The 14,211-nt window shown below is 73.3% G+C and carries 14 protein-coding genes; 4 read left to right on the top strand and 10 right to left on the bottom strand.

Features of this window, described 5'->3' with window-relative positions; all coding sequences use genetic code 11:
- The first annotated feature begins 28 nt into the window (after nucleotides 1-28).
- Together ACPFP2_RS06935 and ACPFP2_RS06930 are read left to right on the top strand one after the other, a co-directional pair.
- Nucleotides 29-1,666 carry a glycoside hydrolase family 13 protein gene (locus ACPFP2_RS06935; protein ID WP_424087238.1) on the top strand — a complete coding sequence of 546 codons (1,638 nt, stop codon included), beginning with the start codon at nucleotides 29-31 and terminating at the stop codon, nucleotides 1,664-1,666.
- Nucleotides 1,667-2,043: 377 nt separating this feature from the next.
- Complete coding sequence (locus ACPFP2_RS06930; RefSeq protein WP_424087237.1) at nucleotides 2,044-3,102, top strand: hypothetical protein; 1,059 nt, start codon at nucleotides 2,044-2,046, stop codon at nucleotides 3,100-3,102.
- Between the two features lie 82 nt (nucleotides 3,103-3,184).
- On the opposite strand, the gene ACPFP2_RS06925 is transcribed toward ACPFP2_RS06930, so the two are convergent.
- The 7 genes from ACPFP2_RS06925 to ACPFP2_RS06895 form a co-directional block, all read right to left on the bottom strand.
- A complete protein-coding gene (locus ACPFP2_RS06925) occupies nucleotides 3,185-3,631 on the bottom strand; it encodes a hypothetical protein (protein WP_424087235.1) in 447 nt (148 codons plus the stop codon).
- Nucleotides 3,632-3,718: 87 nt separating this feature from the next.
- Entirely contained in the window at nucleotides 3,719-4,345 is a 627-nt protein-coding gene (locus ACPFP2_RS06920) for an SRPBCC family protein (RefSeq protein ID WP_424087233.1), read from the bottom strand.
- Nucleotides 4,346-4,502: 157 nt separating this feature from the next.
- The gene (locus ACPFP2_RS06915; RefSeq protein ID WP_424087231.1) at nucleotides 4,503-4,871 is read right to left on the bottom strand and encodes a GntR family transcriptional regulator; all 369 of its coding nucleotides are present in this window, start codon (nucleotides 4,869-4,871) and stop codon (nucleotides 4,503-4,505) included.
- A 1-nt stretch (nucleotide 4,872) separates the two neighbouring features.
- Nucleotides 4,873-5,778 carry a YihY/virulence factor BrkB family protein gene (locus tag ACPFP2_RS06910; protein WP_424087541.1) on the bottom strand — a complete coding sequence of 302 codons (906 nt, stop codon included), beginning with the start codon at nucleotides 5,776-5,778 and terminating at the stop codon, nucleotides 4,873-4,875.
- A gap of 88 nt (nucleotides 5,779-5,866) precedes the next feature.
- On the bottom strand, nucleotides 5,867-6,445 hold the full coding sequence (locus tag ACPFP2_RS06905; RefSeq protein WP_424087229.1) for a 2'-5' RNA ligase family protein: 579 nt from the start codon (nucleotides 6,443-6,445) through the stop codon (nucleotides 5,867-5,869).
- A gap of 19 nt (nucleotides 6,446-6,464) precedes the next feature.
- The gene (gene trpS / locus ACPFP2_RS06900) at nucleotides 6,465-7,490 is read right to left on the bottom strand and encodes a tryptophan--tRNA ligase (RefSeq protein WP_424087227.1); all 1,026 of its coding nucleotides are present in this window, start codon (nucleotides 7,488-7,490) and stop codon (nucleotides 6,465-6,467) included.
- 33 nt (nucleotides 7,491-7,523) lie between these two features.
- Nucleotides 7,524-8,537, bottom strand: coding sequence for a hemolysin family protein (locus tag ACPFP2_RS06895; RefSeq protein WP_424087226.1), 1,014 nt, complete (start codon nucleotides 8,535-8,537; stop codon nucleotides 7,524-7,526).
- A gap of 230 nt (nucleotides 8,538-8,767) precedes the next feature.
- Here ACPFP2_RS06895 and galE point away from each other — a divergent pair, with 230 nt between their 5' ends.
- Nucleotides 8,768-9,697, top strand: a complete 930-nt coding sequence (gene galE, locus ACPFP2_RS06890; protein WP_424087539.1) for a UDP-glucose 4-epimerase GalE — start codon at nucleotides 8,768-8,770, stop codon at nucleotides 9,695-9,697.
- Nucleotides 9,694-10,851, top strand: a complete 1,158-nt coding sequence (galK, locus tag ACPFP2_RS06885) for a galactokinase (protein WP_424087224.1) — start codon at nucleotides 9,694-9,696, stop codon at nucleotides 10,849-10,851. The genes galE and galK overlap by 4 nt, the downstream gene beginning before the upstream one ends.
- Before the next feature lie 192 nt (nucleotides 10,852-11,043).
- On the opposite strand, the gene cysN is transcribed toward galK, so the two are convergent.
- From cysN to ACPFP2_RS06870, 3 genes are all read right to left on the bottom strand, one after another.
- Nucleotides 11,044-12,363 carry a sulfate adenylyltransferase subunit CysN gene (cysN, locus tag ACPFP2_RS06880; RefSeq protein ID WP_424087222.1) on the bottom strand — a complete coding sequence of 440 codons (1,320 nt, stop codon included), beginning with the start codon at nucleotides 12,361-12,363 and terminating at the stop codon, nucleotides 11,044-11,046.
- The gene (gene cysD / locus ACPFP2_RS06875; RefSeq protein WP_424087220.1) at nucleotides 12,363-13,277 is read right to left on the bottom strand and encodes a sulfate adenylyltransferase subunit CysD; all 915 of its coding nucleotides are present in this window, start codon (nucleotides 13,275-13,277) and stop codon (nucleotides 12,363-12,365) included. The genes cysN and cysD overlap by 1 nt, the downstream gene beginning before the upstream one ends.
- A 79-nt stretch (nucleotides 13,278-13,356) precedes the next feature.
- Nucleotides 13,357-14,175 carry a 3'(2'),5'-bisphosphate nucleotidase CysQ gene (locus ACPFP2_RS06870; protein WP_424087218.1) on the bottom strand — a complete coding sequence of 273 codons (819 nt, stop codon included), beginning with the start codon at nucleotides 14,173-14,175 and terminating at the stop codon, nucleotides 13,357-13,359.
- Nucleotides 14,176-14,211: the final 36 nt, after the last annotated feature.

The following is a 14,211-nucleotide window of genomic DNA, read 5'->3' as shown; positions in this document are numbered from 1 at the left end:
CCGCGCCACAGAACGGGGATCGTCACCGATGACCGACGCCACCAACCCGGCCCCGCTGACCGCCGACGACGACTGGTGGCGTTCCGCGGTCGTCTACCAGGTCTACGTCCGCAGCTTCGCCGACGCCAACGGCGACGGCGTGGGTGACCTCCAGGGCATCCGCGAGCGCCTGCCGTACCTGCGCGACCTCGGGGTCGACGCGCTCTGGCTCACCCCCTTCTACACCTCGCCGCAGATCGACGCCGGCTACGACGTCGCCGACTACCGCGACGTCGACCCGCTGTTCGGCTCGCTCACCGACTTCGACGCGATGATCACCGACGCGCACGCCCTCGGCCTGCGGATCATCGTCGACCTGGTCCCGAACCACACCTCCAGCCAGCACCCCTGGTTCCAGGCCGCGCTCGCCGCCGCCCCCGGCTCCCCGGAGCGGGAGTTCTACCTCTTCGCCGACGGCAAGGGCGAGAACGGCGAGCTGCCACCGAACGACTGGGAGAGCATCTTCGGCGGCCCGGCCTGGACCCGGGTGCCGGACGGCCAGTGGTACCTGCACCTGTTCGACCCGGCCCAGCCCGACCTGAACTGGCGGCACCCGCAGGTCCGCGCCGAGTTCGAGGACGTGCTCCGCTTCTGGCTGGACCGCGGCGTCGACGGGTTCCGCATCGACGTGGCGCACGGAATGATCAAGGCCGAGGGGCTGCCGGACGTCGGCTTCAACTCGATGACCACCGGCCAGCGCCAGTCCGAACTGCTCGGCAAGGGCCGCCTGCCCTACTTCGACCAGGACGAGGTGCACGACATCTACCGCGCCTGGCGACCGATCCTGGACAGCTACCCGGGCGGCCGGATGGCGGTGGCCGAGGCGTGGGCGGAGACCCCGCAGCGGCTGGCCCGCTACATCGGGCCGGACGAGCTGCACCAGGCGTTCAGCTTCGACTTCCTCGACGCCACCTGGTCGGCCGACTCGTTCCGCAAGGTCATCGACACCGCGCTGGCCGAGTCGACCATCGTCGGCGCCCCGACCACCTGGGTGCTCTCCAACCACGACCGCCAGCGGCACGTCACCCGGTACGGCGACGGCGAGGTCGGCCTGCGCCGCGCCCGCGCCGCCGCCCTGCTGATGCTGGCCCTGCCCGGCTGCGCCTACGTCTACCAGGGCGAGGAGCTGGGCCTGCCCGAGGTGCTGGACATCCCCGACGAGCTGCGCCAGGACCCGGCGTTCCTGCGCACCGGGGAGAGCCGGGACGGCTGCCGGGTGCCGATCCCGTGGAGCGGCGAGCTGGCCCCGTACGGCTTCGGCCCGCAGGGTTGCGAGCTGAGCTGGCTGCCGGCCCCGGCGACCTGGCGTGCCCTCTCGGTGGCCGCCCAGGCGGGCGTGCCCGGCTCGACGCTGGAGCTCTACCGCGCGGCGCTGCGGATCCGGCGCGAGCACCCGGCCCTGGCCGGCACGACCGGCGGCGTGACCTGGCTGGAGACCGAACCGGGCGTGCTGGCCTTCCACCGCACCGACGGTGCCATCACCCTGACCTGCGTGGTCAACATCAGCGGCGCCGCGGTCGTGGTCGAGGGGTACGGCCGGCCGATCGTCGCCAGCGAGGAACTCACCGAGCAGGGACCGGGTCACGTCCTGCCGGTCGACGCAGCTGCGTGGTTCGAACGGCGCTGAGCCGGGTAACCCGCCATCGACCTGGTCGTCCGTTGTGCTCCGCGCCGACGGGCGACTGGGCAGCCGACCCCTTGTGGTGGGGGGTGAGGTGATGCCGGCGCTCCGGGGAGTCCGCTCCCCGGAGCGCCGGTGTCCGTTTCGGACCGTCCACTTCCGCGGCCCTGCCCGCGACCGCCCGGCTTCGGCGTGTAACACCCTCGGTCCCGAGGGCGCTTCGCAAGAAGCGTGATCGCCGGTTCCGGGTGGCAGGGGAAGGCTTCATGACGGACGAGAACCCCCAGCAAGAGCCACGGGTCGGCGGCCTGCCGCCCGACCGGCCGACGAGGGAGACGCGGACCGCCCGGGATGTCACCCGCAGCACGGATCCGGATTTCCCCGTGGTGAATCCCCGGCAGCTCCGCGCGATCGTGGACGGGGCCGCCACGGTCGACCGCTCCGGGTCGCGCGGCGGCGGCGCGACCGTGGACCGGGGCACAATCCCGGCCGGCGAGAGGCCGCGGACGCTCCCGGCCGGCGAGAGGCCACCGGCGCTCCCGGCGGCGCGTCGACCCGCCCCGATCGGGGGGAGCCCCGGCTCCGGGCGGCTGATCGGCTCCCGCCCCCGCCGGCACCGGGTGGTCTCGGCGCTGACCGTCCTGGCCTGCCTGATGGGCCTGGGGGCGTACCTCGGAACGGGCCGCACCGCCGACGACCCCCGACCCGGCCGCGCACCCCACCCGGTCGGTCTGCCCACCACCGACTTCACCAGCGTGCCCGCCGACCCGCGGACCGACAGGCCGTCACCCGGATTCCGGCAGCGGGAGCGGTCCCCGGTCGCACGGCCGGCGGCGACCACGACCGCCCGGCCGGCGGCGTCGCCGTCCACGACGGTGGCGAAGCCACCACCCGCGTCGCCGTACCTCACCGTGACGCGGCACGACGTACCGGACGTGGTGGACCTGACCTCGGGCGGCAGCCGCGACTGGGCGCACTGGGGCCTGCGTGGTGGGGACTCCGTGGTGCGCAAGCGCAACGGCACGGGCGAGATCGTCGACCAGGGTGGACCGGGTGTCCGGGGCAGCTACGACAGCAATCCGGAGTCGTTCAGCTGGTCCGACGGCGCACCGGTCGCGTCGGCCCACGCGACCCCCACCGGCGTGTACACCTGCGGCAGGGGCAACGGCTTCGCGCTCGCCGTCGCCGGCTCGGGTGAGCTGCGTACGGTGCAGCTCTACGCCGGCCTGTGGATCGCCCGTGGCCGGCTGGACGTCCGCCTCTCCAACGGCGGCCCGACCACCACGCTGCGGATGGAGGACCGGAGCACCAACCGTACCGCCCGGTTCGAGATCCGGTTCCGGGCAGCCCGGGACGCGCACCTCGCGATCACCTGGACCACCGAGATCGACTACCACGGCGGGTGCGGCAACGTGGACCTGCAGGCCATGACGGTGAGCTGACCGCCGCTCGTCCGGCCGTGGTGGTTCCCTCGGCCCACAGCGCCCGGGCCGCTGCCCCGCCGCCCGACAGGCCGGGGCCCGGTCAACGCCCCTTGCGTCGCAGCTGCTCGGCGATCCGCTCGAAGCCGGCGCGCAGCTCCGCCTCGGTCGGCGCGGGCAACGGCTCCGGCGGGTGCTCCTCCTGCGCGGCCGCCCGCTCCAACTCCTCGTCGAGGACGTCGGAGAAGTCGCCGTAGAGGTCGGACTCCTCGATCCGGGACTCGTCGTCGCGCGCGGCGATCTGCGCGGCGGCGATCTCGCCCCGGACCTCGTCGGCCGAGAGCGCCGGCACCAGCGGCTCGACCACCGCCATCAACTGCTCCTCGGCCACCACCGCCTCGGCCAGGGCGAGCGCGTGCGGTCGCTCGTACGGGCCGCAGACCACCGGCTCCCACTCCGCCGGGTCGCCGAGCGGGCCGAACGTGATGATCCACGGCAGGCCGAGCATCGGCGAGTCGTCCGGCAGGTCCAACGTCACGAGTGCGCCCACCGGCTCATCATGGTCGGTCGGCTCACCGGGCCGTGCGGCATTTGCCCTATTCATCTTTCCTTCGACTGTCGGTGTCCCGCCTGCGGTTCACTCCACCACCGGATCGTCGCCCACGGTGGCCCGCCAGCGCTCGACCCAGCCGGCCCGCACTTCGGCGAGGTCCCGACCGTACCCGCTGACCACGAGGGCGGCCGGGGCCGGCCCCTCGTCGGTCAGCGGCCGCTCGGCGGTCGCCGCGACGAGCAGCCCGTCGGCGTCCACCACCATGTGCAGGTACCGGCTACGGTGCCAGTCCTCCTTCACCCCGGCCGAGTCGAGGGCGGCGAGCAGTCGGGAGCCGCCGGTGACACCGCTGAGGCGCACCGTGCGCCGGTCCCCGGCGGGAGCCTGCTCCAGCCGGAACCTCAGCTGGGCGAAGAAGAGCCGCCAGCCCTCCGCCAGCGCGTCGTACGCCTCGTCGCTCTCCCCCGGCATGACCACCCGGACGACCGTGCGCCCGCCGTCGTCCACGACCTGGATCTCCTGGCCGCCGGCGAGCGCGATCCGGTCCGGCGGGACCGCCTGGGCGTGGTCGACGAAGATGTACCGGATCTCCTCGTCCAGGCCGGGATGGTCCCAGCCGAACCACTGCCGGACCTCCGCCGGCTCCGTCAACGCCGACCAGACCCGCTCGCGTGGCGCCGCCACGACCGTCCGCACCTCGAACCCCGTCATCGCCCCACCCTCCCGGCCCCACCGCACCGGGTCAAGCACCCACGGTGAGCCGACGACGACGCGGCCCGGTACGGCGACGGGCCGGGCATCCGTTCCGTCGGTGGCGCGGGCGCGGCGGTGGTGAGCGGGAGCGCCGGTGGCGCGGGCGCGGCGGTGGTCAGCCGGGCGTGGCGGCGTCGAGGGCCGCGCGCACCAGCGCCAGCGCCGTCTCCGGCGGCACGCCGAGCCGGGCCGCCTCCTCGGCGTAGCGCAGCGCCGAGCGCTGCAACCGGTCGGTCGCGTCGTCCCGCCCCGGCGCGACGTACGTGCCGTGCCGGCCCCGGGTCTCCACCAGCCCGGCGCCCTCCAGCTCCCGGTACGCCCGGGCCACGGTGTTCACCGCCAGTCCCAGCTCCCCGGCGAACTGCCGGACCGGGGGCAGCCGGGTGCCGACCGGCAGCCGCCCGTCGCCGATCATGGCGGCCAACTGCCCGCGCACCTGCTCGTACGGCGGCGCCGTCGCGCCCGGGTCGATCTCGATCAGCATGTCAGCCCGCCCCTCCCGGCGTACCCGGATCGGTGTCCGCGTCCACCTCGACGTCGAGGTCCGCCGGGGCGGGCCCCTCGGCCAGGTCGACCACCCGGCCGTGCCGGCTGGTCGCGGCCAGCGCGGCGCCGAAGAGCACCAGCTGGTTGAGCACGTAGAGGTAGAGCAGCACGGCCACCGCGCCGGCCACCACCGTGTACGCCGGGTTCCGCTCGGTCCGCACGATGTAGTAGCGCCCGACGGTGTTCAACAGCGTGATCCCCACCGCGACGAACAGCACCACGGGCCGCAGCCGGCGCCGGCTCATCCGCAGCCGGGGCACCGCCACCAGCAGCGCCGCCGCGAGCACCGCGTTGATCACGACGCTGAGCACCGCGCTGATCGTGGTGAGGCCGACCGAGCCGGTGGCCCGGAGCAGGAAGCGCAGCAGCGACTCCAGGGCGTCCACGGCCGCCACCGAGAGCCCGAGCATGACGAAGACCAGCACCAGCACGCCCAGGTCGACCAGGCGGCGCACCACCAGGTTGCCGGGCTGCTGGTTGAACCCGTACATCAGCCGCTGCGACGAGCGGATCGCCTCCACCCAGCCGATCCCGGTGAAGACCAGGATGACCAGGCCGACCACGCCGACGGTGTTGCTGCTCTGCGCGATCTGCTGCGGGTCGAGGAAGGGCAGGTTCTGCCGCAGGAAGTCGGCCGCCGCGTCGCTGACCTCGTCGTTGTCCTCCAGGATCGCCCCGAAGATCGAGTACGCGACCAATGCGAGCGCGAAGACGGCGAAGAACCCGTAGTAGGCGATGGCCGCCGCGAGCCGGCCGCCGAGCACGTTGCCGTACAGGTCGACCGCCCGCCACAGGTGGTCGAACCGGGGCCACCTCCGCCGGGCCGTGGTGAACCGGCGGTCCATGCCGGTCGTCAGCCGACCCCACGCGTCCACCACGTCATCCTCGCCGATCTCCCGCCGGCCGGGGCGGGCAAGTGCTCACCGGGCCCGGTCAGCCACCGAGCCGGAAGTCCCGGCGCGGCTGCCACCGGGTTTCGCCGCTGTGCGAGAAGAGGGTGAACGAGTCGACCTCGAACATCGCCGAGAAGTCGGCCAGGTCCTCGTACGCCCGGTCCAGCGCCTCCGGCGCGACGTCCTGCGCGACGGTGACGTGCGGGTGGTACGGGAAGCGGGCCTCCCGGTGCAGCTCGGGCGCGGCGTTGATGGCGGCGGCGAGCAGTTCGCACTCGCTGATCCCGGCCGCCACCGCCACGAAGACCACCTGGGTCACCGGCCGGAAGGTGCCGGTGCCGCGCAGGTGCAGGGTGAAGGGCAGGTGCACGGCGGCGACCCGGACCAGGTGCTCCTCGACCGCCGGCAGCGCGGCCACCGGGATCTCGGTCGGCCCGAGCAGGGTCACGTGCGCCGGCACCACCTGCGGGTCGCCCGCCTCGACCCGACGCCGGGTGAGCATGCCGCCCCACGGCTCCGGGATGTCCACCGCGATCCCGATCTGGATGGTGTCACCGGCCCTCGGCGCCCCGTCCCTGCGATCCACGCTCCGCGCCACCCCTCCGGCCACCGACTCCACCCCTGACGACCCGGGGCCGCTACTCGAAGCGGACCGGCGGGAAGAAGCCGACCCGGTCGTACGCCGTGCGCAACGTCGCCGAGGCCACCGCGCGCGCCTTCTCCGCACCGGCGGCGAGGAGCTTGTCGAGCTGGGCGGGGTCGTCCAGATAACCGCGGGTGCGCTCCTGGATCGGGGTGACGAACTCCCGGACCACCTCGCCGAGGTCCTTCTTCAGGTCGCCGTAGCCCTTGCCGTCGTACGCGGCGACCAGGTCGTCGATGCCCCGGCCGGAGAGCGCCGAGTAGATCGTCAGCAGGTTGGAGATGCCCGGCTTGGTCTCGGTGTCGAAGACGATCTCACGCCCGGTGTCGGTGACCGCCGAACGGATCTTCTTGGCCGAGCGGGCCGGGTCCTCCAGCAGGTCGATGATGCCGGCCGGCGAGGAGGACGACTTCGACATCTTCGCCGTCGGGTCCTGCAGGTCGGTGATCTTCGCGGTGTCCTTGACGATGTGCGGCGCGGGCACCGTGAAGGTCTGCCCGAACAGCGAGTTGAACCGCTGCGCCAGGTCGCGGGAGAGCTCCAGGTGCTGGCGCTGGTCCTCGCCGACCGGCACCGCGTTCGCCTGGTAGAGCAGGATGTCGGCGGCCTGCAGGATCGGGTACGTGAACAGCCCGACGCTGGCCCGCTCGCTGCCCTGCTTCTGCGACTTGTCCTTGAACTGGGTCATCCGGCTGGCCTCGCCGAAGCCGGTGATGCAGCCGAGCACCCAGGCCAGCTGCGAGTGCTCGGGCACCTGCGACTGGACGAAGAGGGTGCTGCGCTCCGGGTCGAGCCCGACCGCGAAGAGCTGGGCGGCGGCCACCCGGCTGCGCTGCCTGAGCACCTTCGGGTCGTGCCCGGCGGTGATCGCGTGCAGGTCGACCACGCAGTAGAACGCGTCGTGGCTCTCCTGCAGCGCCACCCAGTGTCGTACCGCGCCCAGGTAGTTGCCGAGGTGGAACGAGTCGGCCGTCGGCTGGATGCCGGAGAAGACGCGCGGGCGGGCGGGTACGTCGGACATGCCGGCAATTCTGTCAGCAACCCCCGGCGTACGTCATGACGGGCCGGCGGGTCGACTCACCGCCGGCCCGCCCGGGGCCGTGACCTCGCGTCGCTGCTCGGGCAGGCGCGCGGCGGAGACCGCTATGCGGGACACCCGGCGTCCCTCCAGGGCCAGCACCCGCACCAGCCAGCCGCCGCCCGGCGTCTCCGGGTCGTCGGCGTCGGGCGGGACCACCGGCACCTCGTCGCCGGCGACCGGCAGCCGTCCCAGCGCGGCCATCACGAACCCGCCGACCGTCTCGTACGGCCCGGTCGGCAGCGCGACGCCGGTCCGCTCGGCGAAGTCGGCGAGGTTGAGCCGGCCGTCGACCACGGCGGGCAGCCCGGCGTGGGGCGGCTCGGGCGCGCCGTCGTACTCGTCGTGGATCTCCCCGACCAGCTCCTCGATCAGGTCTTCGAGGGTGACGATGCCGGCGGTCCCGCCGTACTCGTCGATCACCACCGCCAGGTGGTGGCCCTCCCGGCGCATCTCGGTCAGCGCGGCGAGCACCCGCTTGCTGCCGGGCAGCTGCTTCACCTCGCGGACCAGCTCGCCGATCGTGGCGTGCGGGTCGAGGTCGGGGCGGAGCAGCACGTCACGCAGGTGCACGAAGCCGACGACGTCGTCGTGGGTGCCGTTGACCACCGGGTAGCGGGTGTGCGTGTCGGCCCGGACCACCCGGCCGGCCTCGGCGAGGCTCATCCCGGCGGAGAGGAAGACCACCTCGGTGCGGGGCATCATCACCTCGCGCACCAGGCTCGCCCCGGCGACCAGCACCTCGTCGATGATCCGGCGCTCGTCGGGGTCGAGCACCGTGTTGGCGGCGACCAGGTCGCGCAGCTCGTCCTCGCTGATCCGTTCCCGCCCGGCGGCCGGGCTCGCGCCGAGCAGGGCGGTGACGAGCCGGGTGGCGCCGTCGGCGGCCCGGACGACGAGCCGGGCCACGCTGCGCGCCACCGGCCCGGGTGCCCGCCGTGGTCGTCCGGTTGCGCGCCTCCGGGACCCGGGACCTGCCACTTCCCGCATGCAGGTGATGGTAGGGCCGTCCGTGTCGCCCGACGCCCCGTGTTCGTATCTGTTCATTCCTGAAGGTTTATGATGGAATGACGGCCCAGGTCGACGCCGGGCGCGGGCCCCCCGTACGGCCGTAGGGTGATCACGAACGGCCGTGGCGGGACACGGCCAGGCAGGGAGGACCCCACGTGAAACTGCTCGTCACCGGCGGCGCCGGCTTCATCGGCAGCGTGGTGACCCGGATGCTGCTGGACAACGGCCACGACGTGACGGTCCTGGACGACCTGCGCACCGGGCACCGCGCGGCGCTCGCCCCCGACGCCACCCACGTCGACCTGCCGGTCCACGAGGCGGCCCGGGTGCTCACCCCCGAGGCCGGCTTCGACGGGGTGCTGCACTTCGCCGCGCTGATCGCCGCCGGCGAGTCGATGGTGAAGCCGGAGCTGTACTGGCACGCCAACACGGTCAGCTCGATCGCCCTGATCGACGCGGTCCGCGCGGCCGGCGTGCCCCGGCTGGTCTTCTCCTCCACCGCAGCCGTCTACGGCAACCCGGCCGAACTGCCCATCCCCGAGACCGCGGTCAAGGCCCCCACCAACACGTACGGGGCCACCAAGCTCGCCGTCGACATGGCGCTCACCTCCGAGGCGGTCGCGCACGACCTGGCCGCCGTCTCGCTGCGCTACTTCAACGTCGCCGGGGCGTACCTGCGCGGCGACCTCGCGATCGGCGAACGGCACGACCCGGAGACGCACCTGATCCCGATCGCGCTGGAGGTCGCCGCCGGCCGGCGGGAGAAGCTCCAACTCTTCGGCGACGACTACCCGACCGTCGACGGCACCTGCGTGCGCGACTACATCCACGTCGAGGACCTGGCCCGCGCCCACCTGCTGGCGCTGACCGCCGCCGTCGCCGGCCGGCACCGGATCTACAACCTCGGCAACGGCAACGGCTTCACCAACCGGCAGGTGGTGGACGTGGTCCGCGAGGTCACCGGCCGGCCGCTGCCGGTCGAGATGGCGCCGCGCCGCGAGGGCGACCCCGCCGAACTGGTCGCCTCCTCCGCGCTGGCCCGCGAGGAGCTGGGCTGGACGCCGGAGAAGCCGACCCTGCAAGACATGGTCGGCGACGCCTGGGCCTTCTACCGCACCCACATCCTGGAGCAGCGATGACCGACGTCGCGGCCCGCGCCACCGCCGGCTTCCGGTCCGCGTACGGGCAGCAGCCGGCGGGCCGCTGGGCGGCTCCCGGCCGGGCCAACCTGATCGGCGAGCACACCGACTACAACGACGGCTTCGTGCTCCCGTTCGCCCTGTCGCTGCGGACCGTCGTCGCCGCGTCCGGGCAGCCGGGTGAGCGCTGGACGGTCTGGTCGGAGACGACGGACCAGCCGGTCGAGTTCGGCGCGGCCGAGGCCGACGAGCCCGGTCGGGTCACCGGCTGGGGCGGGTACGTCGCCGGGGTCGTCTGGGCGCTGCGCGAGGCCGGGTACGCCGTGCCCGGCGCACGCCTGGCGATCGCCTCGGACGTGCCGCTCGGCTCCGGGCTCTCCTCGTCGGCCGCGCTGGAGGCGGCGGTGCTCGCCGCCCTGGTCGACCTCGGCGGGCTGGACCTGCCCGCCGAGCGCCGGCCCCGGCTGGCCCAGCGCGCCGAGAACTCCTACGTCGGCGCGCCGACCGGGATCATGGACCAGTCCGCGGTGATCCGCTGCCGGGAGGGGCACGCCCTCTTCCTGGACTGCCGCACCGAGGCCGTCGAGCACATCCCCTTCGACCTGGACGCCGCCGGCCTGGCCGTGCTGGTCGTGGACAGCCGGGCCCCGCACCGGCACGCCGACGGCGAGTACGCCTCCCGCCGCAGGTCCTGCGAGGCGGCGGCGTCCGCGCTGGGCGTGCCGGCGCTGCGCGACGTGGCCGTCGCCGACCTGGACACGGCGCTCGGCCGGCTGTCCGACGACGAGACGCGCCGTCGGGTCCGGCACGTGGTCACCGAGGACCAGCGGGTCCTCGACACCGTCGAGCTGCTGCGCGCCGGTCGGGTACGCGAGATCGGCCCGCTGCTCACCGCCTCGCACGCGTCGATGCGGGACGACTTCGAGATCACCGTGCCGGAGATCGACACCGCTGTCGAGGCGGCGCTGGCGGCCGGGGCGCTCGGCGCCCGGATGACCGGCGGCGGCTTCGGCGGCTGCGTCCTCGCCCTGGTCGAGGCGGCCTCCGCCGGGGCGGTCGCCGACGCCGTCACCCACGCGTACGCCGAGCGCGGCTTCGCCGCCCCCCACCACGTCACCGTCCTCCCCGCCCCCGGCGCCACCCGCCTCCCCTGACACCACCCGCCCCGACCGCCGCCGTGGCCCACGCCACCGCGCCGGCCACGCCGCCCGCCAGCCCGTGAGGCCGCCAGCCCGCCGGGCGCAAATACAGAGAAAGAGTGGCTATTCCTCGGCGGATAGCCACTCTTTCTCTGTATTTGCGTCTCCGGCCCCGGCGGGGCGCGGTGGAGGGCGGGTGGGGGTAGGTCAGGTGGCGTCGACGATCATGGCGGCGCCGACGGTGCGGTTGGTGGTCTCGTCGATGATGACGAAACCGCCCGTGGTGCGGTTGCGGCGGTACTCGTCGGCCAGCAGCGGCACCGTGGTGCGCAGCCGGACCCGGCCGATCTCGTTGAGCTTCAGCTCGCCGGCCGCCTCGTCCCGGTGCAGCGTGTTGATGTCCAGCCGGTAGTGCAGCGCCCGCACGATCGCCCGCGCGGACCGGGTGGTGTGCTTGATCGCGTACTTGCCGCCGATCTGGAGCGGACGGGTCTCGTCCATCCAGCAGACCATCGCCTCGATGTCCTGCGACACCGCCGGGGCGTTGTTCGGCCGGCAGATCAGGTCGCCGCGCGAGATGTCGATCTCGTCTTCCAGCCGTACGGTCACCGACATCGGCGGGAACGCCTCGGCCACCGGGCCGTCCGCCGTCTCCACCGAGGAGATCCGGCTGGTGAAGCCGGACGGCAGCACCATCACCTCGTCGCCGGGCTTGAGCACGCCCGAGGCGACCTGACCGGCGTAGCCCCGGTAGTCGGTGACGGTGGTGGACTGTGGGCGGATCACGTACTGCACCGGGAAGCGGACGTCGACCAGGTTGCGGTCGCTGGCGATGTGCACCCGCTCCAGGTGGTGCAGCAGCGACGGCCCCTCGTACCAGGGCATGCTCTCCGACCGGGAGACGATGTTGTCGCCCTTGAGCGCGGAGATCGGCACCACGGTCAGGTCCGGCACGTCCAGCTTCGCGGCGAACGCGGTGAACTCGTCGGCGATCCGCTCGAAGACCTCCTGCGAGTAGTCGACCAGGTCCATCTTGTTGACGCAGAGGACCAGGTGCGGCACCCGAAGCAGCGAGCAGAGGAAGGCGTGCCGGCGGGACTGCTCCACCAGGCCCTTGCGGGCGTCCACCAGGATCAGCGCCAGGTCGGCGGTGGAGGCGCCGGTGACCATGTTCCGGGTGTACTGGATGTGCCCCGGGGTGTCGGCGATGATGAACTTCCGCCGCGGCGTGGCGAAGTAGCGGTACGCCACGTCGATGGTGATGCCCTGCTCCCGCTCGGCGCGCAGGCCGTCGGTGAGCAGCGCCAGGTTGGTGTACTCGTCGCCGCGGGCCGCGCTGACCGCCTCCACGGCGGCGAGCTGGTCGGTGAAGAGCGACTTGGTGTCGTACAGCAGCCGGCCGATCAGGGTCGACTTGCCGTCGTCCACGCTGCCGGCGGTGGCGAAGCGGAGCAGGTCCATCGGCCGGGCCTCCGGCCCTGCAGCGCGGCTCTCCGCCGCGCCCGCGGCGATCGTCTCGGCGCTCATCAGAAGTAGCCCTCCCGCTTGCGGTCCTCCATGGCGGCCTCGCTGACCCGGTCGTCGCCACGGGTCGCGCCGCGCTCGGTGATCCGCGTGGCGGCCACCTCCTCGATCACCTTCTCCACCGTGTCGGCGTCCGAGCGGACGGCCGCCGTGCAGGAGGCGTCGCCCACGGTGCGGTACCGCACCCGGGCCTTGAACCGCTCCTCGCCCGCTCGGGGGCGGAAGAACTCGTTGACCGCGTAGAGCATGTCGTCCCGCTCGACGACCTCGCGCTCGTGCGCGTAGTAGATCGACGGCAGCGGGATGCGCTCCCGGGCGATGTAGTGCCAGACGTCCAGCTCGGTCCAGTTGGACAGCGGGAAGACCCGGATCGACTCGCCCGGGTGGTGCCGGCCGTTGTAGAGCGACCACAGCTCCGGCCGCTGGTTCTTCGGGTCCCACTGGCCGAACTCGTCGCGGAAGCTGAACACCCGCTCCTTGGCCCGGGCCTTCTCCTCGTCGCGCCGGGCGCCGCCGAAGAGCGCGTCGAAGCGGTGCTTCTCCACCGCGTCCAGCAGCACCGGGGTCTGGATCCGGTTGCGCGTCCCGTCGGCCGGCTCGCGCACCGTCCCGCCGGCCAGGGCCTCGGGCACGCTCGCCACGATCAGCTGCAGGCCCAGCTCGGCGACCCGCTGGTCGCGGTACTCCAGCACCTCGGGGAAGTTGTGCCCGGTGTCCACGTGCATGACGGGGAACGGGATGTTGGCCGGCGCGAACGCCTTCTGGGCCAACCGGAGCATGACGATGGAGTCCTTGCCGCCGGAGAAGAGCAGCACGGGGCGCTCCATCTCCGCGACCACCTCGCGCATCACGAAGATGCTCTCCGCCTCGAGCGCGTCGAGGTGGGACACCTGGTAGAAGCGGGCGGGGGCGGTCATGACTCGGTCTCGCTCGGCGTGGATCCGCTCATCGGTTCCAGACCTTTCCGGTCGGATATATCAAGAACAGGCGCTCAGGCTACCCGGAATGTCTCTGCAGCGCTGCAAGCAACCGAGTGGCGAGATCCTTGCGACAGACCAGCAGGTCCGGCAGACGCGGATCCGCCTCGTTGTATTTCAGCGCAGAACCGTCGATCCGGGAAGCGTGCAGCCCGGTGGCCGTCGCCACAGCCACCGGCGCGGCCGAGTCCCACTCGTACTGGCCGCCCGCGTGGATGTAGGCGTCCACCTCACCGGTGACCACCGCGGCGATCTTCGCGCCGGCCGAACCCATCGGCACCAGGTGCGCGCCCACGTCCTCGGCCAGATCGGTCAGGAAGACCGGCGGCCGGCTCCGACTCGCCGCCAGCCGCAGCGTCCGCCCACCACCCGCCGTCGCCGCCTCCACCGTCAACGGCGGGTACGCCGGCGGCTGGTCCGTGCCCAGCACCCGGTGCTGCGCCGGCAGCCCCACCGCGCCGGCCACCAGACCGTGCGCCGTCGGCGCGTTGCGTGCCCAGAGCGCCACGTGCACCGCCCAGTCCGAGCGCCCCTGTTCGGAGAACTCCCGGGTGCCGTCCAGCGGGTCGACGATCCACACCCGGTCCGCGCCCAGCCGGGACACCGCCCCGGCGCTCACCTGCGCCGCCCAGGCCAGCCGCGAACCCTCGTCCTCCTCGGAGAGCACCGCGTCACCCGGCCGCCACCTCGCCAACTCGGTGCGGATCAGGTCGTGCGAGACCTTGTCCCCCGCCGACTTCAACGCGCCCGGATCCTCGAACCCCATCTCGGAGCGCAACGCCAGCAGCGCCTGCCCGGCCCGCGCCGCCAACCACCGGGCGAACGCACCGTCGATCATCGGAGGACTGCCCACACCACGCTCCCGTCGCCTCGC

Origin of the sequence: Micromonospora citrea (genome assembly GCF_049629545.1) — a bacterium.
GTDB classification, from domain to species: Bacteria; Actinomycetota; Actinomycetes; order Mycobacteriales; family Micromonosporaceae; genus Micromonospora; species Micromonospora citrea_A.
This window is presented reverse-complemented; position numbering and strand designations above follow the sequence as displayed.